Annotated in this window: 22 protein-coding genes and 1 other annotated feature; all 22 genes read right to left on the reverse strand. The window is 46.3% G+C overall.

What is annotated here, in order from left to right:
• Positions 1–71 precede the first annotated feature (71 nt).
• Positions 72–1262 (reverse strand): elongation factor Tu, encoded by a 1191-nt coding sequence (gene tuf / locus AC4G47_RS27065; RefSeq protein ID WP_062836181.1) that lies wholly within the window; start codon positions 1260–1262, stop codon positions 72–74.
• Between the two features lie 95 nt (positions 1263–1357).
• A complete protein-coding gene (gene fusA, locus AC4G47_RS27070) occupies positions 1358–3436 on the reverse strand; it encodes an elongation factor G (protein WP_491103626.1) in 2079 nt (692 codons plus the stop codon).
• A 49-nt stretch (positions 3437–3485) separates the two neighbouring features.
• On the reverse strand, positions 3486–3956 hold the full coding sequence (gene rpsG / locus AC4G47_RS27075; protein ID WP_017692071.1) for a 30S ribosomal protein S7: 471 nt from the start codon (positions 3954–3956) through the stop codon (positions 3486–3488).
• An 87-nt stretch (positions 3957–4043) separates the two neighbouring features.
• Positions 4044–4466 carry a 30S ribosomal protein S12 gene (gene rpsL, locus AC4G47_RS27080; protein WP_017692070.1) on the reverse strand — a complete coding sequence of 141 codons (423 nt, stop codon included), beginning with the start codon at positions 4464–4466 and terminating at the stop codon, positions 4044–4046.
• 153 nt (positions 4467–4619) lie between these two features.
• On the reverse strand, positions 4620–4868 hold the full coding sequence (locus AC4G47_RS27085) for a ribosomal L7Ae/L30e/S12e/Gadd45 family protein (RefSeq protein ID WP_458124243.1): 249 nt from the start codon (positions 4866–4868) through the stop codon (positions 4620–4622).
• A gap of 205 nt (positions 4869–5073) precedes the next feature.
• The gene (gene rpoC / locus AC4G47_RS27090) at positions 5074–8688 is read right to left on the reverse strand and encodes a DNA-directed RNA polymerase subunit beta' (RefSeq protein ID WP_491103627.1); all 3615 of its coding nucleotides are present in this window, start codon (positions 8686–8688) and stop codon (positions 5074–5076) included.
• 112 nt (positions 8689–8800) lie between these two features.
• Complete coding sequence (gene rpoB / locus AC4G47_RS27095) at positions 8801–12346, reverse strand: DNA-directed RNA polymerase subunit beta (protein ID WP_145326572.1); 3546 nt, start codon at positions 12344–12346, stop codon at positions 8801–8803.
• Between the two features lie 394 nt (positions 12347–12740).
• The gene (locus tag AC4G47_RS27100; protein ID WP_458124245.1) at positions 12741–13361 is read right to left on the reverse strand and encodes a class I SAM-dependent methyltransferase; all 621 of its coding nucleotides are present in this window, start codon (positions 13359–13361) and stop codon (positions 12741–12743) included.
• 96 nt (positions 13362–13457) lie between these two features.
• Entirely contained in the window at positions 13458–13817 is a 360-nt protein-coding gene (gene rplL / locus AC4G47_RS27105; protein WP_145326574.1) for a 50S ribosomal protein L7/L12, read from the reverse strand.
• 71 nt (positions 13818–13888) lie between these two features.
• Positions 13889–14392: a 50S ribosomal protein L10 gene (gene rplJ, locus AC4G47_RS27110; protein ID WP_017692064.1), complete on the reverse strand. Its 504-nt coding sequence runs from the start codon at positions 14390–14392 to the stop codon at positions 13889–13891.
• A 23-nt stretch (positions 14393–14415) separates the two neighbouring features.
• Positions 14416–14563, reverse strand: a sequence feature (ribosomal protein L10 leader region).
• A 67-nt stretch (positions 14564–14630) separates the two neighbouring features.
• Entirely contained in the window at positions 14631–15323 is a 693-nt protein-coding gene (rplA, locus tag AC4G47_RS27115; RefSeq protein ID WP_017692063.1) for a 50S ribosomal protein L1, read from the reverse strand.
• A 94-nt stretch (positions 15324–15417) separates the two neighbouring features.
• Positions 15418–15843, reverse strand: coding sequence for a 50S ribosomal protein L11 (gene rplK, locus AC4G47_RS27120; RefSeq protein WP_056697655.1), 426 nt, complete (start codon positions 15841–15843; stop codon positions 15418–15420).
• Between the two features lie 68 nt (positions 15844–15911).
• Positions 15912–16445: a transcription termination/antitermination protein NusG gene (nusG, locus tag AC4G47_RS27125; RefSeq protein WP_145336484.1), complete on the reverse strand. Its 534-nt coding sequence runs from the start codon at positions 16443–16445 to the stop codon at positions 15912–15914.
• 21 nt (positions 16446–16466) lie between these two features.
• On the reverse strand, positions 16467–16658 hold the full coding sequence (gene secE, locus AC4G47_RS27130; protein WP_105406954.1) for a preprotein translocase subunit SecE: 192 nt from the start codon (positions 16656–16658) through the stop codon (positions 16467–16469).
• 17 nt (positions 16659–16675) lie between these two features.
• Entirely contained in the window at positions 16676–16825 is a 150-nt protein-coding gene (gene rpmG / locus AC4G47_RS27135; RefSeq protein WP_072735843.1) for a 50S ribosomal protein L33, read from the reverse strand.
• 304 nt (positions 16826–17129) lie between these two features.
• Complete coding sequence (gene sigH / locus AC4G47_RS27140; RefSeq protein WP_024633601.1) at positions 17130–17774, reverse strand: RNA polymerase sporulation sigma factor SigH; 645 nt, start codon at positions 17772–17774, stop codon at positions 17130–17132.
• 171 nt (positions 17775–17945) lie between these two features.
• Positions 17946–18467 carry an NYN domain-containing protein gene (locus tag AC4G47_RS27145; RefSeq protein WP_062836174.1) on the reverse strand — a complete coding sequence of 174 codons (522 nt, stop codon included), beginning with the start codon at positions 18465–18467 and terminating at the stop codon, positions 17946–17948.
• A gap of 5 nt (positions 18468–18472) precedes the next feature.
• Positions 18473–19219, reverse strand: a complete 747-nt coding sequence (gene rlmB / locus AC4G47_RS27150; protein WP_491103628.1) for a 23S rRNA (guanosine(2251)-2'-O)-methyltransferase RlmB — start codon at positions 19217–19219, stop codon at positions 18473–18475.
• A 43-nt stretch (positions 19220–19262) separates the two neighbouring features.
• Entirely contained in the window at positions 19263–19742 is a 480-nt protein-coding gene (locus tag AC4G47_RS27155) for a Mini-ribonuclease 3 (protein WP_491106810.1), read from the reverse strand.
• Positions 19739–21139, reverse strand: coding sequence for a cysteine--tRNA ligase (gene cysS, locus AC4G47_RS27160; protein ID WP_491103629.1), 1401 nt, complete (start codon positions 21137–21139; stop codon positions 19739–19741). The genes AC4G47_RS27155 and cysS overlap by 4 nt, the downstream gene beginning before the upstream one ends.
• Positions 21140–21181: 42 nt before the next feature.
• Positions 21182–21841 carry a serine O-acetyltransferase gene (gene cysE, locus AC4G47_RS27165; protein ID WP_482071388.1) on the reverse strand — a complete coding sequence of 220 codons (660 nt, stop codon included), beginning with the start codon at positions 21839–21841 and terminating at the stop codon, positions 21182–21184.
• A gap of 532 nt (positions 21842–22373) precedes the next feature.
• Positions 22374–23837 (reverse strand): glutamate--tRNA ligase, encoded by a 1464-nt coding sequence (gltX, locus tag AC4G47_RS27170; RefSeq protein ID WP_491103630.1) that lies wholly within the window; start codon positions 23835–23837, stop codon positions 22374–22376.
• Between the last annotated feature and the right edge of the window lie 28 nt (positions 23838–23865).

The raw sequence follows: 23865 nt of genomic DNA on the forward strand, positions 1-23865 counted from the left end.
AGCTTCGTTACAATACACTGTTACTCGTTCCAGTACACTGTTGCATATGCTTTATTTAGCGTTAAGCTAAATTATTTTTGGATAGATGCTACGGAACCGGCACCTACTGTACGTCCGCCTTCACGAATGGAGAACTTAGTTCCTTCTTCAATCGCGATTGGGGAGATCAGGGAAACAGTAACAGTGATGTTATCACCAGGCATTACCATTTCAGTACCTTCAGGCAAGTTGATGATGCCTGTTACGTCAGTTGTACGGAAGTAGAACTGTGGACGGTAACCAGTGAAGAATGGTTTGTGACGTCCGCCCTCTTCTTTAGTCAGAACGTAGATTTGAGCTGTGAATTCTGTGTGAGGCTTAACAGAACCCGGTTTAGCCAAAACTTGGCCACGCTCGATGTTGTTACGGTCAACACCACGAAGAAGTGCTCCGATGTTGTCACCAGCTTGAGCGGAATCCAGCAATTTGCGGAACATCTCAACGCCTGTTACAACAGATTTTTTAGTTTCTTCAGTGATACCAACGATTTCGATCTCTTCGCCGACTTTAACAGTACCACGCTCTACACGGCCAGTAGCAACAGTACCACGACCAGTGATGGAGAATACGTCCTCGACAGGCATCAAGAAAGGCTTGTCAGTTTGACGCTCAGGCAGTGGGATGTAAGTGTCGATCTCTTTGAACATCTCAACGATTTTTTGAGCCCACTCACCATCAGGGTTAGCCAATGCTTCACGAGCGGATCCACGAGTGATTGGAGTATCGTCACCTGGGAACTCATATTCGTTAAGAAGGTCGCGAACTTCCATCTCAACCAATTCCAACAACTCTTCGTCTTCAACCATGTCACATTTGTTCAAGAATACAACAATGTAAGGCACGCCTACTTGACGGGAGAGCAAGATGTGCTCACGAGTTTGTGGCATTGGGCCGTCAGCTGCGGATACTACCAAGATAGCTCCGTCCATTTGTGCCGCGCCAGTGATCATGTTTTTAACATAGTCGGCGTGACCTGGGCAGTCTACGTGAGCGTAGTGACGAGTGTCAGTTTCGTACTCAACGTGTGCTGTGGAGATAGTGATACCGCGCTCGCGCTCTTCTGGAGCTTTGTCGATTTGGTCGAATGCTACAGCAGCACCACCGTAAGTTTTGGACAATACAGTTGTGATTGCAGCAGTCAGAGTTGTTTTACCGTGATCGACGTGACCGATAGTACCGATGTTAACGTGGGGTTTATTACGTTCGTATTTAGCCTTTGCCATTTGAACGTGGCCTCCTTAAAATTATAATTTTATGTTTTCACTGAATGAAGTGCTCCGAAATGAATTCTTATGCACTTGCATCCAGTGTGAGAAAACTACTCGGTGCCTTTTGTTTTGGCAACGATTTCTTCAGCGATGCTCTTAGGAACTTCTTCATAGTGAGAGAGTTCCATGGAGAATACGCCGCGTCCTTGAGTACCGGAACGAAGAGTTGTAGAGTAACCAAACATTTCAGACAAAGGTACCTTAGCACGGATGATTTGAGCTCCACTACGGGAATCCATACCTTCGATGCGGCCACGACGGGAATTCAACATACCCATTACGTCACCCATGTACTCTTCTGGAACTGTTACTTCTACCTTCATGATAGGCTCAAGCAGAACTGGTTTACACTTGTCTTTAGCCGCTTTAAGCGCCATAGATCCGGCAATTTTAAATGCCATCTCATTGGAATCGACATCATGGTAAGACCCGTCTACGATTGTAGCCTTAACGTCAACAAGCGGGAAGCCTGCAATAACGCCGTTTTTCATTTGCTCTTCAATCCCTGACAGTGCAGGTTGAATGTATTCTCTTGGTACGGAACCACCGACAACCTTACTTTCGAACTGGCTGCCTGTACCCGGCTCGAGAGGTTCGAATTCAACCCATACGTGACCGTATTGACCACGACCACCGGATTGACGTACGAATTTACCTTCAACGCGCGCTGGAGCACGGAATGTTTCACGGTAAGCTACTTGTGGTTTACCCACAGTAGTTTCAACCTTGAACTCACGACGCATACGGTCGATGATGATATCAAGGTGAAGCTCACCCATACCTGCCAAGATTGTTTGACCTGTTTCTTCGTCAGTATGAGCACGAAGAGTTGGATCCTCTTCAGTCAACTTACCGAGAGCAACACCCATTTTATCTTGGTCAGCTTTGGTTTTAGGTTCAACGGCGATTTCGATAACCGGATCAGGGAAGTTCATTGACTCCAGGATAACCGGATTTTTCTCATCACATAGTGTATCACCTGTACCCGTATCTTTCAAACCTACGGCAGCTGCAATATCACCGGAGTAAACTACAGTGATTTCTTGACGGCTGTTCGCATGCATTTGAAGGATACGACCGATACGCTCACGTTTGTTTTTAGTGGCATTCAATACATATGATCCGGATTGAAGAACACCAGAGTATACGCGGAAGAATGTCAATTTACCAACGTAAGGGTCCGTCATGATTTTGAATGCCAATGCGGAGAAAGGCTCTTCATCGGATGACTGACGGACTGCTTCAGTTCCGTCTTCAAGATGACCAGTGATTGATGGTACATCTGTTGGAGCTGGCAAGTAGTCGATAACAGCATCCAACATCAGTTGAACACCTTTGTTACGGTATGAGGATCCACAGATAACCGGGAAGATCTTAACATCTACAACACCTTTACGGAGTACGGATTTGATCTCATCAATTGTGATCTCTTCGCCTTCCAGGTATTTCATTGTCAAATCTTCGTCCAGTTCAGCAACGCGCTCAATCAACTCGTTGCGAAGTTCTTCAACTTGATCTGCAAATTCTGCAGGAATGTCGGTTTCTTCGATATCTTGTCCAAGATCATCTTTGTACATATGAGCTCTTTGTGCAACGATATCGATGATACCAGTGAAATCATTTTCAGCACCGATTGGAAGTTGAATCGCAACAGCGTTCGCTTGAAGGCGATCACGCATGTCAGATACAACGTTCAGGAAGTCAGCACCGATGATATCCATTTTGTTAACATATGCGATACGAGGTACGCCGTACTTGTCAGCCTGTCTCCATACGGTTTCGGACTGAGGCTCAACGCCTTCTTTCGCACTGAATACACCAACTGCTCCGTCCAATACACGAAGGGAACGTTCAACTTCAACAGTGAAGTCAACGTGTCCCGGGGTATCAATAATATTAACGCGGTGGCCTTTCCAAGCAGCGGTAGTTGCAGCGGAAGTAATCGTAATTCCGCGCTCCTGTTCCTGTTCCATCCAGTCCATTGTCGCAGCGCCTTCGTGTACTTCACCGATTTTGTGCGTACGTCCTGTGTAAAACAGGATCCGCTCAGTTGTCGTGGTTTTACCCGCATCAATATGAGCCATGATCCCGATATTACGTGTATTTTTCAAGGAGAACTCTCTAGCCATGAAATGGGTCTCCCTTCAAAATTGAAGTTTTTTTATTGTGAACTGAATCCTACCAACGGTAGTGAGCAAACGCTTTGTTCGCTTCAGCCATTTTGTGCGTATCTTCACGTTTTTTAACGGAAGCGCCTGTGTTGTTGGAAGCGTCGATGATCTCAGCCGCCAAACGCTCTTCCATTGTTTTCTCACCGCGGTTGCGGGAGTAGTTCACGAGCCAACGTAATCCCAAAGCAGTACGTCTCTCTGGTTTCACCTCGATTGGTACTTGGTAGTTGGCACCGCCGACACGGCGAGCTTTAACTTCCAGGACTGGCATGATATTCTTGATTGCTGCTTCAAACACTTCCATCGGGTCATTACCCGTACGTTCTTGAATCAACTTGAACGCATTATACAGAATGCTTTGAGCAACACCGCGTTTTCCGCCGATCATGATGCGGTTGATTAAACGAGTAACCAACTTGCTGTTGTATAACGGATCAGGCAACACGTCTCTTTTCGTAACTGGACCTTTGCGTGGCATGGATATCCCCCTTTCTTTCTTGTTCAGCAGACCCTGTACCTTCCAGACCTAAGCCAGAAGGCTTTCAGGTTCTCTGCTTATAATGGTTTAGGCTTTTTTAGCTTTTGGACGTTTTGCACCGTATTTCGAACGAGCTTGCATACGGTTGTTTACGCCTGCAGTATCGAGAGCTCCACGAACGATGTGATAACGAACTCCTGCAAGGTCTTTAACTTTACCTCCGCGGATCAATACCACACTGTGCTCTTGAAGGTTATGTCCGATTCCCGGGATATAAGCAGTAACCTCGAGACGGTTCGTCAAACGAACACGGGCATACTTACGAAGTGCAGAGTTTGGTTTACGTGGAGTCATTGTACCTACACGAGTGCAGACACCACGTTTTTGTGGGGCACTGATGTTAGTAGATTCACGTTTCAAAGCGTTGAATCCTTTTTGCAAAGCTGGAGATTTTGACTTCTCAACTTTTGCTTGACGTCCTTTACGAACCAGTTGATTAATAGTTGGCATGTGATTGCCACCCCCTTCCTCAAATATTCATGTTTCTTTATAAACCTCTTTTCGCTAAGTCCACAGACCCAGGCGGTTCATAAAAAGACAAATGAAAAGTTTTTGCCTTGGAGAATCCTTAAAAGTTCTCGGACAAAAACGTTCCTTACACTATCATTTTACGACAGCAGCCATAGCTGCTCCCACTCCAATCCCGCAAGCTTTGCCGAGATTTTTCATTGTATCCACTTTCGTGCATTTCACATTGTGTTGTTCACACAGTGCAATGATTTTGGAAGTGAGCTGCGGATCACTATCTTCTGCGACATAGACTTCGGAAGCCAAACCTGTCTGCACCATCCGCATGGTCTGTTTGGTACCTATTTTGACATGAGCATCTTGCAAGGCTTTTTCATTAGACATTGTGTATTCCTCCGAATAGAACCATGTACAATCAGCTGCCCACGCACCTTTGATATATTAGCATCTAGCGCAAGCATTGTCAATGCTAATCCTAAAACATTTTTTAAAAGTTTACGTACATCAGGATTCGTCCGCCTGCATTATACAAGCGTCCGCCTCCTGACGCACAAAACTTTCATTCCCCTCTAAATGAGGAGGAATCTATTTAATCAACCGAAACTGGCTCAAGTTCTTCTACTGAAGATTGGCCATCTTCTGGCTCAGCAAATTTGATGCTGCGGTAACGGTGCATACCTGTACCAGCAGGGATCAATTTACCGATGATTACATTTTCCTTCAGACCGAGCAACTGATCGACTTTACCTTTGATCGCTGCATCTGTCAGTACACGTGTAGTTTCTTGGAACGAAGCCGCCGAGAGGAAGGAGTCTGTTTCCAGGGATGCTTTCGTAATACCGAGCAGGATTGGTTTAGCAACCGCTGGCTCTTTATCACTAAGAATCGCAATTTTGTTAGCTCTTTCGTACTCATGCGTATCTACGAACGATCCTGGCAACAGCGTTGTATCCCCTGCATCTACGATGCGGATTTTACGCAGCATTTGACGGATCATAACTTCAACGTGCTTGTCATTGATTTCTACGCCTTGGTTACGGTATACGCGCTGTACTTCCTGCAAAATGTAGTTTTGTACGCCACGTACGCCTTTAATGCGCAGCATTTCTTTTGGATCGATGGAACCATCTGTTAACTCATCGCCTGCTTCAACTTCCATGCCTTCACTTACACGTACACGGGAACCGTAGGTAACGGAGTAAACTTTGGATTCCGCCTCACCTTGAATTTCGATTTCACGACGATCTTTCGCTTCGCGAATCTCTTTAACTACACCATCAATCTCACTGATTGTTGCTTGACCCTTAGGATTACGAGCTTCAAACAACTCCTGGATACGCGGCAAACCTTGCGTAATATCGTCTCCGGCTACACCACCGGTGTGGAATGTACGCATTGTAAGCTGTGTTCCCGGCTCACCAATGGATTGTGCTGCAATAATACCAACTGCTTCACCAATCTCCACGTGTTTACCAGTCGCGAGGTTGCGACCATAACACTTCTTGCAGACACCATGACTTGCACGGCAGCTGAGGACGGAGCGGATTTGCAATTTAGTAATACCTGCTTTGATGATCGCTTCTGCTTTATCGGAGTCAATCAATTCATTGCGACCTACAATGATTTCTTTCGTTTCCGGATGACGAAGAGTCTCGAAGCAGTATCTGCCTTCAATACGGTCGTAGAGATCTTCGATAACTTCTTTACCATCCTGGATACGACTTACCGTAAAGCCTTTATCTGTACCACAATCATCATCACGCACAATTACGTCTTGGGCTACGTCTACGAGACGACGAGTCAGGTAACCTGAATCGGCTGTACGCAGGGCTGTATCCGCCAAACCTTTACGCGCTCCGTGAGTGGAGATAAAGTACTCGAGTACCGTCAGACCTTCACGGAAGTTCGATTTGATTGGGAGTTCGATAATACGACCGGATGGGTTGGCCATCAGACCACGCATACCGCCCAATTGGGTGATTTGCGATTTGTTACCCCGTGCTTTGGAGTCTACCATCATCATGATCGAGTTGTATCGATCCATGGACTTCATCAGAATCTCAGTGATGTCATCTTTGGATTTTGACCAGATATCAATGATACGGTCATAGCGCTCTTCATTCGTAATCAGACCACGACGGTACTGGTTCGTAACGATTTGTGCCTTTTCCTCAGACTGTCTAAGAATTTCAAACTTCTCAGGCGGAACGATAACATCAGATACCGCAACCGTAATACCGGCACGAGTAGAGTATGTGAATCCGAGTTGTTTGATTTTATCCAAAATAACGGCTGTTTCCGTTGTGTGATAAATTTCAAAACAACGTGCAATGATGGAGCCGAGGTATTCTTTGCCGACACCGCCAGCCAGAGGAGCATTCATAATAGCTTCTCTGAGATCAGCACCTTTTTCATATACAAATGAGTGATCTGCTGTACCTTGGTACAGGTTCGCACGAGTCGCGTCATTGATATACGGGAAGCTTGCCGGGAAAATTTCATTAAAGATAATTTTACCAACAGTTGTCAGCAACATTCCTTCTTGCTGTTCATCCGTGAAGCTTGTTTTACCAAGCGCCTTAACCGGAATAGCCACACGTGCATGCAAACCAGCAGTACCACGTTGGTATGCCGATACAGCTTCGTTAACTGTACGCAAGATCATACCTGTACCCTTTTCTTCCTTGTTGTCCATAGTGAGGTAATAAGAACCAAGCACCATATCCTGGGAAGGAGTAACAACCGGTTTACCGTCTTTCGGGTTCAAAATGTTACCTGATGCGAGCATCAGGATACGCGCTTCCGCTTGAGCTTCAGCGGACAACGGAACGTGCACGGCCATTTGGTCACCGTCAAAGTCGGCATTGTATGCCGTACATACGAGTGGGTGAAGACGAATTGCTTTACCTTCAACGAGAATCGGTTCAAATGCTTGAATACCGAGTCTGTGAAGCGTAGGGGCACGGTTCAACAGAACCGGATGCTCCTTGATTACTTCTTCAAGAACATCCCATACTTCAGGACTTACACGCTCAACTTTACGTTTTGCGCTCTTGATGTTGTGGGCAAGGCCTTTATTAACGAGCTCTTTCATAACGAAAGGCTTGAACAGTTCCAGTGCCATATCTTTTGGCAGACCACACTGATACATTTTCAGGTAAGGTCCGACAACGATAACGGAACGACCAGAATAATCAACCCGTTTACCCAGCAAGTTCTGACGGAAACGTCCTTGTTTACCTTTCAGCATGTGGCTGAGGGATTTCAAAGGACGGTTACCAGGACCCGTTACCGGGCGTCCGCGACGACCATTATCGATCAATGCGTCAACAGCTTCCTGCAACATCCGTTTTTCATTTTGCACGATAATATCTGGCGCGCCCAGATCAAGCAGACGTTTCAGACGGTTGTTCCGGTTAATTACACGGCGATACAGGTCATTCAGGTCAGACGTTGCAAAACGTCCACCATCCAGCTGTACCATTGGACGAAGTTCCGGCGGGATAACAGGAAGTACATCCATGATCATCCACTCTGGCTTGTTGCCGGAGTTGCGGAATGCTTCGATAACTTCCAGACGTTTGATCGCACGATTACGACGTTGTCCTTGTGCAGTGCGGAGCTCTTCCTTCAGGAATTCAAGCTCTTTATCTATATCAAGGTCTTGAAGCAGTTTTTTAACCGCTTCTGCGCCCATGCCAGCCTGGAAACCATATCCGTATTTTTCACGGTAGCTGCGGTATTCTTTCTCGGACAACAGCTGTTTTTTCTCCAGTGGAGTTTCTCCTGGATCAGTTACAACATATGATGCAAAATAAATAATCTCTTCGAGTGATCTTGGAGACATATCCAGCGCAAGACCCATACGGCTCGGAATACCTTTGAAGTACCAGATATGCGATACCGGAGCAGCGAGCTCAATATGGCCCATCCGTTCGCGGCGTACTTTCGCACGTGTTACTTCAACACCACAACGATCACAGACAACGCCTTTATAACGGACGCGTTTGTATTTACCGCAATGACATTCCCAGTCTTTTGTAGGGCCAAAAATCTTTTCGCAGAACAGCCCTTCTTTTTCCGGTTTCAACGTACGATAGTTGATCGTTTCCGGTTTTTTCACTTCTCCGCGGGACCAAGAACGAATTTTCTCTGGGGAAGCAAGCCCGATCTTCATGTATTCGAAATTGTTGACGTCCAACAAGGAGCAACCCTCCTTAACCAATTCCTGTATTCTAGGTTACGCCCTCTCCGGCCGAAGCCGGAGCGAGACGCGAGCCTGATGAAAAACGCCGGTCATCATGCGCTCGAAGCGGTTATTCCGCTCCGACCTCTGTACCCTCAAGGTTGAGGCTGAGCTTATCGCTCGCAGCGTCATCTTCATCGTCCATTTCTCTCATTTCAATCTCTTGCTCATCTTCACTCAAAATCTTAACGTCCATACCCAAGCTTTGCAGCTCTTTGATCAATACTTTGAATGACTCAGGAACGCCTGGTTCCGGAACATTCTCGCCTTTGACGATGGATTCATACGTTTTAACCCGACCAACAACATCATCGGACTTAACAGTCAAGATTTCTTGCAGTGTATAAGCCGCACCGTATGCCTCAAGCGCCCATACTTCCATCTCCCCGAAACGCTGTCCACCGAATTGGGCTTTACCACCCAATGGCTGTTGCGTAACAAGTGAGTAAGGACCCGTGGAACGGGCATGGATTTTATCATCAACCATGTGTGCCAATTTGATCATGTGCATGACACCCACAGTAACTTCACGTTCAAACTCTTCACCTGTACGACCATCATACAGGACGGTTTTACCATTACGTTGCATACCTGCTTCTTCCATCGTATCGAAGACGTCATACTCCTTCGCTCCGTCGAATACAGGAGTTGCTACGTGAATACCCAGTTGCATCGCAGCCATACCCAAGTGAACCTCGAGTACTTGACCGATGTTCATCCGGGAAGGTACGCCCAGTGGGTTAAGAACGATCTGAACAGGTGTACCATCTGGCAGGAAAGGCATATCTTCTTCCGGCAAGATGCGGGCCACGACCCCTTTGTTACCGTGACGTCCGGCCATTTTGTCACCCTCGGAGATTTTCCGTTTTTGAGCGATATAGACACGAACGAGTTGGTTAACACCTGGAGGCAGCTCATCACCGTTTTCACGGGTAAATACTTTCACGTCTACTACGATACCGTCAGTACCATGTGGTACACGCAAGGAAGTATCACGTACTTCACGTGCTTTCTCACCGAAGATCGCGTGCAAGAGACGTTCTTCTGCAGTCAGCTCCGTTACACCCTTAGGCGTTACTTTACCAACCAGAATGTCGCCAGCGCTAATCTCAGCACCGATGCGGATAATACCGCGCTCATCCAAGTTACGCAACGCTTCTTCCCCAACGTTAGGGATATCACGTGTGATCTCTTCAGGTCCGAGCTTGGTATCACGTGCTTCTGACTCATACTCCTCGATATGGATCGATGTGTATACATCTTCCTTAACGAGTTTTTCACTGAGCAAGATCGCATCCTCGTAGTTGTAACCTTCCCAAGTCATGAAGGCAACAACGACGTTACGTCCCAGAGCCAATTCACCCATTTCCGTTGAAGGACCATCAGCGAGGATATCGCCAGCTTTTACAGCGGCACCTCTTTTGACAATCGGACGCTGGTTAATGCATGTTCCTTGGTTCGAACGCATAAATTTGTGTAATTTATATTTAACGATATCGCCTTTGACTTCCTGACCGTCCACTTCTTCAACACGACGGAGCCAAATTTCGTTCGCAGAAGAACGTTCAATAATTCCGTCATAATCGGAGACAATACATACACCAGAATCTTTTGCAGCTTTGTGCTCCATACCTGTTCCTACAAGTGGTGCTTTAGGAATCAAGAGTGGAACCGCCTGCCGCTGCATGTTGGATCCCATGAGTGCACGGTTGGAGTCATCGTTCTCAAGGAACGGGATAAGCGCTGTAGCGACGGATACAACCTGTTTAGGAGATACGTCCATGTAGTCAACTCGCTCACTCGGCATCGTAAGGATGTTATCCGACTGTTTGTTGTAACGTACAATGATCGCTTCTTCTTCAAATGTACCGTCTTCGTTCAACTTCGCATTCGCTTGCGCGATGACATAGTTGTCCTCTTCGTCCGCTGTCAGGTAATCAATTTGCTCAGTTACAATACCTGTCTTCGGATCAACCCAACGATATGGAGCTTCAATGAAGCCATATTCATTCACACGGGCGAACGTAGACAAGGAGTTGATCAAACCGATGTTTGGTCCCTCTGGAGTCTCGATTGGACACATCCGGCCATAGTGGGATGGATGGACGTCACGCACTTCCATACCTGCGCGCTCACGTGTCAAACCACCGGGTCCGAGTGCGGACAAACGACGTTTATGTGTCAACTCACCCAGTGGGTTCGTTTGATCCATAAACTGTGACAACTGGGAACTACCAAAGAACTCTTTAATCGATGCAATAACAGGACGTATGTTAATCAATGCCTGTGGTGTAATTACGTTAGCATCCTGAATGGACATTCTCTCACGAACCACACGCTCCATACGGGACAAACCGATACGGAACTGATTCTGCAGGAGTTCACCCACCGAACGCAAACGACGGTTACCCAGATGATCGATATCATCCGTGCTACCAATCCCCTGCAGAAGGTTAAGGAAATAACTGATGGAGGAAATGATATCCGCCGGCGTCACGTTTTTAACGGACTTGTCAATGATTCCATTGGCAATCAGTTTAACCACTTTACCATCTTCAGTTGGTGAGAACACATCAATCGTTTGCATAGGGATATCATTGGCATCCAAAACGCCGTTACCCACGTGATACGTGCGGAACCCAACGCTTTTCTCAAGATACGGCATGATTTCATCCAACAAGCGACGATCAACCATTTGACCTGCTTCAGCGATGATTTCACCTGTTTCAGCGTCCACAAGTGACTCAGCCAAACGCTGGTTAAACAAACGGTTTTTGATGTGAAGCTTTTTATTCATTTTGTAACGACCTACATTAGCCAGGTCATAACGTTTTGGATCAAAGAAACGCGCTACGAGCAAGCTTTTCGCATTATCAAGCGTTGGCGGCTCGCCCGGACGAAGACGCTCATAGATCTCAATGAGTGCTTTCTCCGTGGAATCCGTGTTGTCTTTGTCCAGTGTGTTGCGAATATATTCGTCATTACCGAGCAGATCCAGAATCTCAGCATCTGTGCCAAAACCAAGTGAACGCAGGAGAACCGTAACTGGTATTTTACGTGTACGGTCGATCCGGACGTAAACAACATCCTTCGCGTCCATCTCCAGTTCCAGCCAAGCGCCGCGGTTAGGAATAACTGTAGCGGTATACGTTTTTTTGGCATTTTTATCTACTTTGGTACTGAAGTAAACGCTAGGAGAGCGAACCAACTGGCTGACAATAACCCGTTCCGCACCATTAATAATAAATGTGCCCGTGTTGGTCATCAGCGGGAAATCTCCCATGAATACTTCCTGCTCTTTGACTTCGCCGGTTTCCTTATTAATGAGCCGGACTTTGACCCGAAGCGGTGCTGCATAAGTAACGTCACGTTCCTTCGCGTCGTCTACTGTATACTTCGGTTCACCGAGACTGTAATCGATAAATTCCAAAATCAAGTTACCTGTGAAATCCTGGATCGGCGAGATATCCTGGAACATTTCGCGCAACCCTTCCTCCAAAAACCAATCATAGGATTTTTGTTGGATTTCGATCAGGTTCGGAACTTCGAGTATCTCGTTAATTCGTGCATAACTGCGCCGAGTGCGTCGACCATATTGAACAAGATGTCCTGCCAACTTAAACTCACCCCTCAATGTCTACTCACTTTAAAAATTTCGTTGCGAACCTCTGTTTGTAACCTTATAATGGTACACATACAGAGCAAAGCAATGCATCCACAAATAAAGAAAAGCCCTTACTCGAAATGTCGTTCGAAAAAAGAGCAACTTTGATCGGCGGATGTCTTTCCAAATCATTCTTATCCCCAGTTTGCCCAAAATGTACATATTATACGCCAAACGTAGGCATAATAAGCCCGTTCGGCGTAAAAAAAGGTTGACATTTTTAGTTAGCTAAAGCCAAGTAGGGCATCTTAATACTGACATTTTACAATAATACCACGACCTGAATTTCAAGTCAATAGTCCTATTGCAAAAAAAATGATCCCCTGCTTACTTTACAAACTCGGATTTAGCTTTTAGTAGATGCTTCTTCCGCTTTCACCGCTTTAAAAATCCGATAGCCTTTATCCTTCGTCACTTCTTCCACTCGCCCAAACAAAGATTCCAATTTCGCTTTCGCTGATGGGGCCCCCTGCTTTTTCTGAATGACAATCCATAACGAACCGCCTACCTTCAAATGACGATGTGCCTGTTCGAAAATAGCATGAACCGTTTCTTTCCCAGCCCTTATAGGTGGATTGGTCAGTACAACGTCAAAATCTTGCTTTTTTACTTCAGCCAGTAGATTACTTTGCAATACCGTAACATTGCTGATTCCGTTTGCTTTTGCATTTTCCCTGGAAAGTTCAACGGCTCTCTCGTTGATATCGATCATGGTGACATGCCCATCCGGTACAAGCTTGGCTGCTGTAAGACCCATCGGGCCATACCCGCAACCCACATCGAGAACATGAGCTCCTGGTGGCAACTCTATCGCATCAATCAATACTCTGCTGCCATAATCGATTCCGTTTTTAGAAAACACACCGGCGTCCGTCACGAGTCGCAGACTGAATCCGCGAAGAACCGCTTCAGTTGCTCTGCGATCATGCGCTACTTGCGGTTTGTCCGAATAATAATGATTGGACATGCCCTCACTCACTTTCCATTTACAATTACAGCAACAAACCCCTTGATATAAGTCAAGGGGTTTGTTGTTTTGTTCATCTAGCTTATAAAAGCTAAATTATTTAACTTCGATTGTAGCGCCAGCTTCTTCAAGCTTAGCTTTAACCGCTTCTGCTTCTTCTTTAGCAACTTTTTCTTTCAGTGCTTTTGGAGCGTTGTCAACCAGTTCTTTTGCTTCTTTCAGGCCAAGACCTGTGATTTCGCGAACTGCTTTGATAACGTTGATTTTGGAAGCACCAGCGCTAGTCAAGATTACGTCGAACTCGGATTGCTCAGCTTCAGCAGAAGCTACTGCACCTGCAGCAGCTACTGGAGCTGCAGCAGTTACGCCGAATTCTTCTTCGATTGCTTTAACAAGATCGTTCAATTCCAGTACAGTCATGCCTTTGATTGCTTCCAAGATTTGCTCTTTACTCATGAGTGAACCTCCATATATAATATTTTTTTTTTAATTCATTTGTCGCCTAAGCGGCGTTCAGATCAAGTTGCTTACGCGCCTTGTTCTTCTTTCTCTGCAACTGCTTTAACCGCAAGCGCGAAGTTGCGCACTGGCGCTTGAAGCACGCTGAGGAGCATGGAGAGGAGTCCATCGCGGGATGGCAATTCTGCCAACGCCTTAACTTCTTCTACTCCGATTACGCGACCTTCTACGACTGCACCTTTCAATTCCAGTGCATCGTTCTTTTTCGCGAAGTCGTTCAGAATTTTAGCTGGAGCCACAACGTCATCTACGCTGAATGCAATTGCAGTAGGACCTGTAAGAACACTATCGAGTTCTGTCAGTTCTGCTGCTGCAGCTGCACGGCGAAGCAACGAGTTTTTCAGCACTTGGAATTCGATCCCTGCTTCACGAAGTTGCTTACGCAACTCAGTTACTTGGGCAACGTTCAATCCGCGATAGTCAACAACAACAGTTGTAACGCTCTCGCGCAATTTTGCTGTTACTGCATCAACGGACTCTTGTTTTGCTTGAATCACTTTTGCGTTTGCCAATCTGTACACCTCCTGATCAAATTTATCCCATTAAGAAAAGCCTCCGTAGATTCACGAAGGCTTGATATATACTCACAACCGATTTGCATCGTTCTAAGTTCTATAATCACACCTCGGCAGGAAATTAAGCCAAATGGCACCTACTGTCTACGGTAAGCATATTCAAATGTCAACGGTCAGTCACTCGGACTCACAACTTTTATATCTTATCAAAACAGGTCAACCCTGTCAAGAACTATTATCTAAAAGCTGCTGCGTTCACGCGTGCGCCAGGGCCCATCGTGGAAGAAAGACTAACATTCTTCAGATAAACACCTTTTGCTGCCGCCGGTTTAGCACGATTCAGAGCTTCCATGAGAGCTTTAAAGTTCTCATTCAGTTGCTCAGAAGAGAAAGAAGCTTTACCGATCGGTGCATGAATTTGACCTGCACGATCCAGACGATATTCGATTTTACCGGCTTTAATTTCTTGAACAGCCTTAGTTACATCGAAAGTTACCGTTCCGGCTTTAGGGTTAGGCATCAGACCTTTACCGCCGAGCAGTCGGCCCAATTTACCTACTTCACTCATCATATCTGGTGTCGCTACGCAGACGTCGAATTCGAACCAGCCTTGTTGGATTTTGTTGATCATGTCTGCATCACCAACATAGTCCGCGCCAGCCGCTTCCGCTTCTTTCGCTTTGTCACCTTTTGCAAATACCAATACGCGTTGTGTTTTACCTGTGCCGTGTGGCAAGACAACAACACCACGTACAGCCTGGTCTTGCTTACGAGGGTCTACACCCAAACGAACTGCCGCTTCGATTGTTTCATCGAATTTTGCAGTAGCTGCCTTTTTCACAAGCTCTACAGCTTCTGAAGGCTCGTAAGTTGCTTCGCTGTCAATCAGCTTAGCAGCTTCCAGGTATTTTTTACCGTGTTTAGCCATGTTTTATTCCTCCTTTGTGGTGTTAGCGGATATACCTCCCACATCAACCGGTCGCGAATCGACCGGTTTTACGAAGCCATGTTTCTTATGAAAATTAGTCTTCGATGGTGATACCCATGCTGCGGGCAGTACCTTCGACCATACGCATAGCAGACTCAACGTCAGCTGCATTCAGGTCAGGCATTTTTTGTTCTGCGATTTGACGAACCGCATCACGTTTAACAGTAGCAACTTTTTTCTTGTTCGGTTCGCCGGATCCTTTTTCAACTTTAGCTGCCACTTTCAACAGAACTGCTGCTGGTGGAGTTTTAGTGATGAAAGTAAAGGAACGGTCCTCGAATACAGAAATTTCAACTGGAATAATCAATCCCGCTTGATCAGCAGTACGAGCGTTGAATTCTTTACAGAATGCCATGATGTTGACACCTGCTTGACCCAAAGCTGGACCTACTGGTGGTGCTGGGTTTGCTTTACCTGCTGGAATCTGCAGTTTTACCATTTTAATAACTTTTTTCGCCATGATTGACACCTCCTTGCAAAATAGTGGTTAACGGGCTTTTCAACCCTCCCACAAGAAACTTGAAGAGACTATATCTTCTCCACTTGCGTATATTCCAACTCAAGCGGTGTTTCCCGTCCAAACATGTTCACGTGCACTTTTAACTTGCTTTTGTCTACCAAAATTTCTTCCACGGAGCCTACAAAATTCGCAAAAGGACCGACTTTAATACGTACGGATTCCTTAATCTCGAACTCAATTTTCGGCTTAGGTTCAACCATACCCATGTGCTTCAGAATTTGTTCCACTTCTTCAGGCAACAAGGCAGTTGGTTTGGACCCAGAACCTGTCGAACCGACAAATCCTGTAACCCCAGGTGTGTTGCGAACAACATACCAAGAATCATCCGTCTGTACCATTTCCACCAAGACATAACCGGGGTAAACTTTACGCATAACGGTTTTTTTCTTACCGTCCTTGTTTACCACTTCTTCTTCCATAGGAACAAGAACGCGGAATATCTTGTCTTCCATGCCCATAGACTCTACGCGTTTTTCCAAATTGGCTTTGACCTTATTCTCATACCCTGAATAGGTATGAACGACGTACCATCTTTTTTCCATATCAAGCCACCGGAACCCTTCTTAAATAATCGCTTCGATCACAAAGGAGATGCCAATGTCAATGACCCAAAAAAACAGCGTCATAACCACAACAGTACCAAGTACGATCAATGTGTAGTTGGTCAGCTCTTTACGATTAGGCCAGCGAACTTTTTTAAGTTCAGCCCAGCTTTCTGTGAAAAAGGAAATCAGAGATTTGAAACTTCGTTTCACGCCGACACCTCCAAAAACTATCTGGTTTCGCGATGAGAAGTCTGCTCGTTACAAAACTTGCAAAATTTCTTCATCTCCATGCGGTCGGGGTGATTACGCTTGTTTTTTGTCGTAGTGTAATTTCTTTGTTTGCAGTTAGTACAAGCCAAAGTAATAATTACCCGCATGATGTACACCTCCCGAAGACTTCCACATTCAAGCAGAGTCTCTAAATTGATCCTGAAAAAAAGCCATAAATTTAGGCCTACCTAAAACACTTTATCACAAGGGTATAACCATGTCAATGAAAGAATAGCCTTTCATTCATTGGGTATTACTTCCGTACAACTTACTCTTGTTTCAAATCTCTGTTTTCCTCTTCTCCTGCATGGACCGAGCGATTACTAGTATAAACATTCTTTGATTTTATAAACTTGAGACACTAAAAAAAGACTCGAACACCGAGCCTTTTCCGTCAACGACAACATGTGTTTAATTATCTCGAACTTCCAGGTACTTTTCAAGTTTGCGCTTAACGCGCTGAAGTGCATTATCAATGGACTTCACATGTCTGTCCAAATCTACTGCAATCTCTTGATAAGATCTCCCGTCCAGATACAACATCAATACTTTACGTTCCAGATCACTTAGAATCTCGGACATCTTATCTTCCAGGCCCACAAACTCTTCCTGATTGATGATAAGTTCTTCCGGATCACTGACCTGGGTTCCACAAATCACATCGAGTAACGTACGATCAGACTCTTCGTCATAAATAGGCTTGTCCAGAGATACATAAGAATTAAGCGGAATATGTTTCTGACGTGTTGCTGTCTTAATCGCCGTGATGATCTGTCTTGTAATACACAGTTCGGCAAAAGCCTTGAACGAAGCCAGCTTGTCCCCTTTGAAATCTCGAATGGATTTGTAGAGGCCAATCATTCCTTCTTGAATAATATCTTCCCGGTCTGCCCCAATCAGAAAATAAGATCTTGCCTTGGCGCGTACAAAGTTACGATATTTGTTAATCAAAAACTCCAGCGCTTCGCTTTCACCTTCACGGACCGCTTCGACAATGTCTTCGTCACTTTGGTAATCATACTTTGATAACATGATATCTTTGAGGTCGACACTCACAGACAATCCCTCCGGCTGCAACGCAAGGTACCCCGTTACTCTACTCTATGAAATATACGATCAGTATATATGATGGTACCTCACACCGTCAACCACGCTCTGCCTAAAAAAGAACATCAATAACATAATTGTCAAGAGTTTCAATATTCTAAAATTTGTAAATAGGAACAGTCATTCCCGTCTCCAGCGTTCAAACTCTTTCAAAACATCCGGACTTAACTTGCCTCCAAGTGTATTCCGTGTTGTCTTCGCCTGATCTTCTTCCAGTCGTTTCTTTAATTCTTTTTCGTTCTGCTCTACTTCAATCAGCAACTCCCTTGCAGATACGCGCAGCGCCCCCTGTCCGAATATGACATGTTGCTCTACCATATCGCTCGTAGCCACATAGATTTGGCGTCTTCGCATGCTTAGTTCCCGAACGAGTCTCTCAATGCATTCGTCTGCCGTCTCTTTTTCCTTTGTAAAATAAATCTGCACTTTGCTCTGTGTAAAGGATTTACCGAGTCCAGGCACGAGGTAGGCGTCAAACACAACAATGACTCGACGGCCAGAGAAGGCCTGGTAGTCAGCGAGACGAAAGAGAAGCCTGTTGCGCGCCTCTTCCAACCCACTTTCCGCCAGTCTGGTTAATTCCGGCCAGTCGCCAATCATGTTGTACCCGTCTACAAGAAGCACATCACGGGAGTCAGCCATATCTTCTATGCCTGCGCTTGACGTGACCGGAGCACTTCATACATGACAACCCCCGCTGCCACGGAAGCATTCAGGGAATTAATCTGACCTTGCATCGGTAATTTGATCAGCACATCGCATTTCTCGCGAATGAGTCGTCCCATTCCCTTGTTTTCATTGCCGATTACCAGTGCAACAGGACCGGTAAAGACGCTGTTACCAAAGACGCCTTCATGAGCAGTGACATCTGTCCCCACAACCCATACACCTTCCTCTTTGAGGCGATCAATGGTCTGGCCGAGATTACTTACACGAGCCACAGGTACATACTCCACGGCGCCTGCTGACGTTTTGGATACCGTCACTGTTACCGCTGCAGAGCGACGTTTGGGTACAATAACACCATGCGCTCCTGTGCAGTCTGCTGTCCGCAAAATGGACCCCAGATTATGAGGATCTTCAATCTCATCCAACAGGATCAGGAAAGGATGCTCATTTTTCGCTTTCGCTGCGGCAAGAATGTCTTCTACCTCCACATAAGCGTAAGGTGCCGCTTGTGCGACTACCCCCTGATGCTGAATGCCTGGTACGGTTTGATCCAACTTACGCTTGTCCACGTGTTGAATGACAATACCGAGTTTTTTAGCTTCCGAGATAATAGGTTGAGTCAGATGTTTCTGTGCTGTATCCGCTATCCATATTTTATTAATGGTCCGGCCTGAACGCAGCGCCTCCGCCACGGAGTGTTTACCGGCGATCCATTCTTCTTCCATCGTTGTTCGATCCTCTCTGTAATGCGTTGTATTGTTGAAATTTCTATTTTTTTGTCGGCAATGACGATTGTTGTTCCGCTTGCTCAATGCCAAGCCCGATCAGTTCAATCATTCGTTCATGACCACCACTACTGTAGAGATAACCAATGAGGCACTCAAATGCCGTAGCATGTCTGTATTCTAAAACATCTGCATTTTTGGGGATACTACCGGACTTGGCATTCCGTCCTTGCCGGACGATATCCCGTTCTTCTTCCGTCAGTTCAGCCTCAATACTTGTAAGTATGCGGCTCTGAGCCTTCGCTGATACCAATCCGGTTGCACTACGATGCAGATGATTGGGACGCATGTTAGCCTTTGACAACAGATACTGACGAACTGCCACCTCATATACCGCATCACCAATATAGGCCAGCGCAATCGGCGGAATCAACCTTGCAGGTCTGGAAGGGGGATATGGGAACCATCCTCCCTCTGTGACCTGCTCCTGTTGTTGTGGTGTGTTTGAATGGCCCTCGCTCATTTGCGCCGCCATCTCATCCCCTGGGCTGTATCCTCAAGCAGGATGCCACGCGCAGACAATTCATCGCGAATTTCATCCGCTCTTGCCCAGTTTTTGGACTTGCGTGCTTCCACACGTTCTTCAATCAGACGCTCTATTTCTTCATCCAAAAGTTCTGGCTCCGCGTCAGTATAGATGCGCAGTACAGCATTCAGTTCGTTGAACAATTCGAGGAGTGCACGAATGTCAGCCGCATTAACTACTTCTTTCTGCAACAGTTGGTTGGCTTCCCCAGTCCACTCAAACATAGCTGTGATTGCATCAGGTGTGTTGAAATCGTCCTGCATCTTCTCGTGATACTGCTGACGGATTTGGTCGAGTCTTGCCGCAAAATCCGCTGAGATATCCTGATCTACGGATACCGCATTCAGACGATGGTTCAGGTTACCCACGGCATTGGCAATCCGATCCACACTGTTTTGTGCCTGCTCCATCGTATCATCCGTGAAGTTCAATGGGTTGCGATAGTGGGTGGACAACATGAAATAACGAATAGCTTCGCGTTTATATTGATTCCGCAAGTCTTTAACGAGAACACCATTGCCGAGTGATTTCGACATTTTCTCATTATCGATACGGATAAAGCCATTATGCATCCAATAGTTAGCTAGTGGCTTACCCGTCAATACTTCAGACTGTGCGCATTCGCACTCATGGTGTGGGAACTGCAAATCCTGTCCTCCCCCATGGATATCCAGCGTATCCCCGAGGTACTCTCTAGCCATGGCGGAGCATTCGATATGCCAGCCTGGTCGACCATCGCCCCAAGGGCTGGACCAATAGATCTCACCTGGTTTGGCTGCCTTCCAAAGTACGAAATCTTCCGGATGTTCCTTGCGTTCATCCACTCCCACACGGATTCCAAACTGCAGTTCCTGCAGGTTTTGTTTCGAGAGTTTGCCGTATTGGCTGAATTTGCCTGTACGATAATAGACGTCACCGCCATTTTCATACGCAAATCCTTTTTCTACCAGTTCACGGATGAAATCAATAATCAGCGGCATGTTTTCCGTTACTCTCGGGTTGCTGCTTGCCTTGGGAATACCCAATCCCTCAAGGTCTTCATAATAGGCAGCGATAAACTTCTCCGCCACGTGAGGAACATCTGTCCCAAGTTGTTCTGCTTTGCGGATCAGTTTGTCATCTACATCGGTGAAGTTCACCACATAGTTCACTTCATGTCCTGTCTGTTCCAGGTATCCACGAACCGTGTCGAAAAAGATAACGGGTCGTGCATTCCCGATATGAATGTAGTCATATACCGTGGGTCCGCACACATACATTTTTACTTTCCCTGGCTCTTGGGGAACAAAATCCTCTTTTGTACGACTCATCGTATTATAAATCTGAAGCGTCATGGTCACTTATCCTTTCATCCTATACTGCCTTTATTAATTGTATCACGTATCACGTACAGTCTCATTTTCGCGGGTATTCTGCAGTGTACGTACTTCTTTCTGCAATCGTTCGAGTTCTTGTTGCATGCTGCGCAAGGAGTCAACGACCGGATCGGGCAACTGTTGACTGAGGCGATCTACACGTCGACCGTCCTGTTTAACAATTCTGCCCGGTATACCCACTACTGTACTGTTGGAAGGGACTTCCTTGAGCACTACGGAGTTGGCACCAATGTTACATTGATCCCCCACGCTAAATGAACCCAGCACTTTAGCTCCGGATGAGATAACCACATTATTACCAATGGTCGGATGTCTCTTTCCTTTTTCTTTCCCTGTTCCGCCAAGGGTAACCCCCTGATAGATAACAACATCATCGCCAATCTCACATGTTTCTCCAATAACGACGCCCATTCCATGGTCAATAAACAACCGATTTCCGATCGTAGCTCCAGGGTGTATCTCAATTCCTGTCATAAAACGACTCACCTGCGAAATGAACCGGGCAAACGAGAACCATCTTCGCTTGTATAAAAAGTGAGCGATCCTGTGTGCCCATATCGCATGCAGCCCTGAGTAGGTAAATACCACTTCAAACCATCCCCGAGCTGCGGGATCGTTTTCGAACACCGCCTGGATATCTGATCTGATCTTCTTGAACATGCTCGTTCCCCTCTTGTTCAGGTTCCCGTCCTCCGGCTTACCGGACGGCGCGTTCCTTGGTAGTGTACTGCACACTCGCCTAAACAAAAAAAAACGCCTCTGCAGCTATTTCAGCTGCAGAGGCGTTTATCGCGGTCCCACTCTGCTCGGTCCATTCTTAATAGAATGAGCCCTCAAGCGGTTTGGTAACGGAAACCAATCGTCACAACCTATCCTAACGTTTTCCTTGTCATGATCGACAAAGGCGGGGCTGGATTCGGCTATGCAGCTCACGGGCGCATTTCGACTGCTGGACAGTGGATGGCTCACAGCCACCGCAAACAAAGAAATCTCTCTTTGCTGCGGGACCATCCTCTCTGAATCTGTCCGGGTCAGTCTACTCCTCCCGATCTTTGCTGTTCTATTAGATAAATCATATCATTTAATCGTTGTGTTGTTATTATAGCGAAAAGGCCTGAGACTGACAATAACCTTCCCTCGTATCCATGGAAAATAAACCTCTGTTCAGATCCAAATAACCCGGACGTCTTGATTAAGCACCCTTAACTTGTGCAAGCAAACGTTCGATCACCGTATCACGGCCTAGCAGGACGATCGTTTGATTCAGATCCCGTCCATGCGTCTGTCCAGTCAAAGCAACACGGATTGGCATAAAGAGCTGTTTGCCCTTAAATCCGGTCTCTTTCTGCACTTCCTTGATCAATGCAGCCATTTTGCTTGGCGTGAATTCTTCGCTAGCCTGCACTTTATCCGCAAATGCCTTCAGCACCGTTGGCACTTGCTCCTCAGCAAGTACAGCTTCTCCTTCACTTTCCAGCTCCAGATTGGAACGGAAGAACACTTCTGACAATTCCACGATATCAGAGGCAGAATTCATCTGCTCCTGGTAGAGATGTACCAAAGTATATGCCCATTCTTTTTGTTCAGCAGACAGCTCGGAAGGAATCCGTCCAGCCTTTTGCAGATGCGGAATAGCCATTTCGGCAATACGTTCCGGGTCAGCATGTTTGATATAGTGGTTGTTCAAGTGAGCCAGCTTGTGCGTGTCAAATACCGCCGGGCTCTTGGACAGACGTTTCGTATCAAAAATGGAGATCAGTTGCTCTTGCGAGAAGATCTCTTCTTCCCCTTCTGGCGACCAGCCGAGCAGGGAAATGAAGTTAAACATCGCTTCAGGCAAATAGCCGAGTTGGTCATACTGCTCAATAAACTGAATAACAGACTCATCCCGTTTACTCAGCTTCTTGTGGTTTTCATTCACGATCAGCGTCATATGACCAAATTGCGGCGGCTCCCAGCCGAGCGCTTCATAGATCATCAGTTGACGCGGCGTGTTCGAGATGTGATCTTCCCCACGCAGAACGTGGGAGATCTTCATCAAATGATCATCCACAGCAACGGCATAGTTGTATGTGGGAATGCCGTCCTTTTTCACAATGACGAAGTCACCGGATTCCTTGCTGTTGAACGAGATTGTGCCTTTAACCATGTCATCAAACGTATATGTGCGCTCTTCCGGCACACGGAAACGAATACTTGCTACACGGCCTTCCGCTTCAAACGCACTGATTTGCTCTGGAGTAAGCTCACGGTGTTTGCCAGAATAACGCGGCGTTTCTCCACGAGCTGACTGTTCCTCGCGCTCTTGCTCCAATTCTTCTTCCGTGCAGAAGCAACGGTATGCCAGACCTTTATCCAGCAATTCCTGCGTATATTTACGATAGAGATCCAGGCGTTCCGTTTGACGGTATGGTCCGTATTCTCCGCCCACATCAATACTTTCATCCCACTCGATTCCGAGCCATTTCAGGTATTTCAGCTGGCTTTCTTCACCACCGGCAATATTCCGTTTCACGTCTGTATCTTCAATACGAATAATGAATTTACCGTTATTATGTTTGGCATATAGATAGTTAAACAGCGCCGTACGGGCATTCCCGATATGCAGGTGTCCCGTTGGGCTCGGCGCGTAACGCACACGAATTTCCGTGCTCATATGATCCCCTCCGTCACTAATTGGTTGA

This window comes from Paenibacillus sp. Negev47 (genome assembly GCF_058313655.1).

Excerpts from the sequence above, each read along its gene's own strand:
- rlmB (WP_491103628.1), bottom strand. The coding sequence starts at position 19,219 with ATGGAAGAAGAATGGATCGCCGGTAAACACTCCGTGGCGGAGGCGCTG.
- rpmG (WP_072735843.1), bottom strand. The coding sequence starts at position 16,825 with ATGCGGGTAATTATTACTTTGGCTTGTACTAACTGCAAACAAAGAAAT.
- AC4G47_RS27145 (WP_062836174.1), bottom strand. The coding sequence starts at position 18,467 with ATGGCTGACTCCCGTGATGTGCTTCTTGTAGACGGGTACAACATGATT.
- tuf (WP_062836181.1), bottom strand. The coding sequence starts at position 1,262 with ATGGCAAAGGCTAAATACGAACGTAATAAACCCCACGTTAACATCGGT.
- rplK (WP_056697655.1), bottom strand. The coding sequence starts at position 15,843 with ATGGCGAAAAAAGTTATTAAAATGGTAAAACTGCAGATTCCAGCAGGT.
- cysS (WP_491103629.1), bottom strand. The coding sequence starts at position 21,139 with ATGACGCTTCAGATTTATAATACGATGAGTCGTACAAAAGAGGATTTT.
- rplA (WP_017692063.1), bottom strand. The coding sequence starts at position 15,323 with ATGGCTAAACACGGTAAAAAATACCTGGAAGCTGCTAAGCTGATTGAC.
- fusA (WP_491103626.1), bottom strand. The coding sequence starts at position 3,436 with ATGGCTAGAGAGTTCTCCTTGAAAAATACACGTAATATCGGGATCATG.
- AC4G47_RS27085 (WP_458124243.1), bottom strand. The coding sequence starts at position 4,868 with ATGTCTAATGAAAAAGCCTTGCAAGATGCTCATGTCAAAATAGGTACC.
- rplL (WP_145326574.1), bottom strand. The coding sequence starts at position 13,817 with ATGAGTAAAGAGCAAATCTTGGAAGCAATCAAAGGCATGACTGTACTG.
- AC4G47_RS27155 (WP_491106810.1), bottom strand. The coding sequence starts at position 19,742 with ATGAGCGAGGGCCATTCAAACACACCACAACAACAGGAGCAGGTCACA.
- cysE (WP_482071388.1), bottom strand. The coding sequence starts at position 21,841 with ATGTTCAAGAAGATCAGATCAGATATCCAGGCGGTGTTCGAAAACGAT.
- rpsG (WP_017692071.1), bottom strand. The coding sequence starts at position 3,956 with ATGCCACGCAAAGGTCCAGTTACGAAAAGAGACGTGTTGCCTGATCCG.
- nusG (WP_145336484.1), bottom strand. The coding sequence starts at position 16,445 with ATGGAAAAAAGATGGTACGTCGTTCATACCTATTCAGGGTATGAGAAT.
- AC4G47_RS27100 (WP_458124245.1), bottom strand. The coding sequence starts at position 13,361 with ATGTCCAATCATTATTATTCGGACAAACCGCAAGTAGCGCATGATCGC.
- gltX (WP_491103630.1), bottom strand. The coding sequence starts at position 23,837 with ATGAGCACGGAAATTCGTGTGCGTTACGCGCCGAGCCCAACGGGACAC.
- rpsL (WP_017692070.1), bottom strand. The coding sequence starts at position 4,466 with ATGCCAACTATTAATCAACTGGTTCGTAAAGGACGTCAAGCAAAAGTT.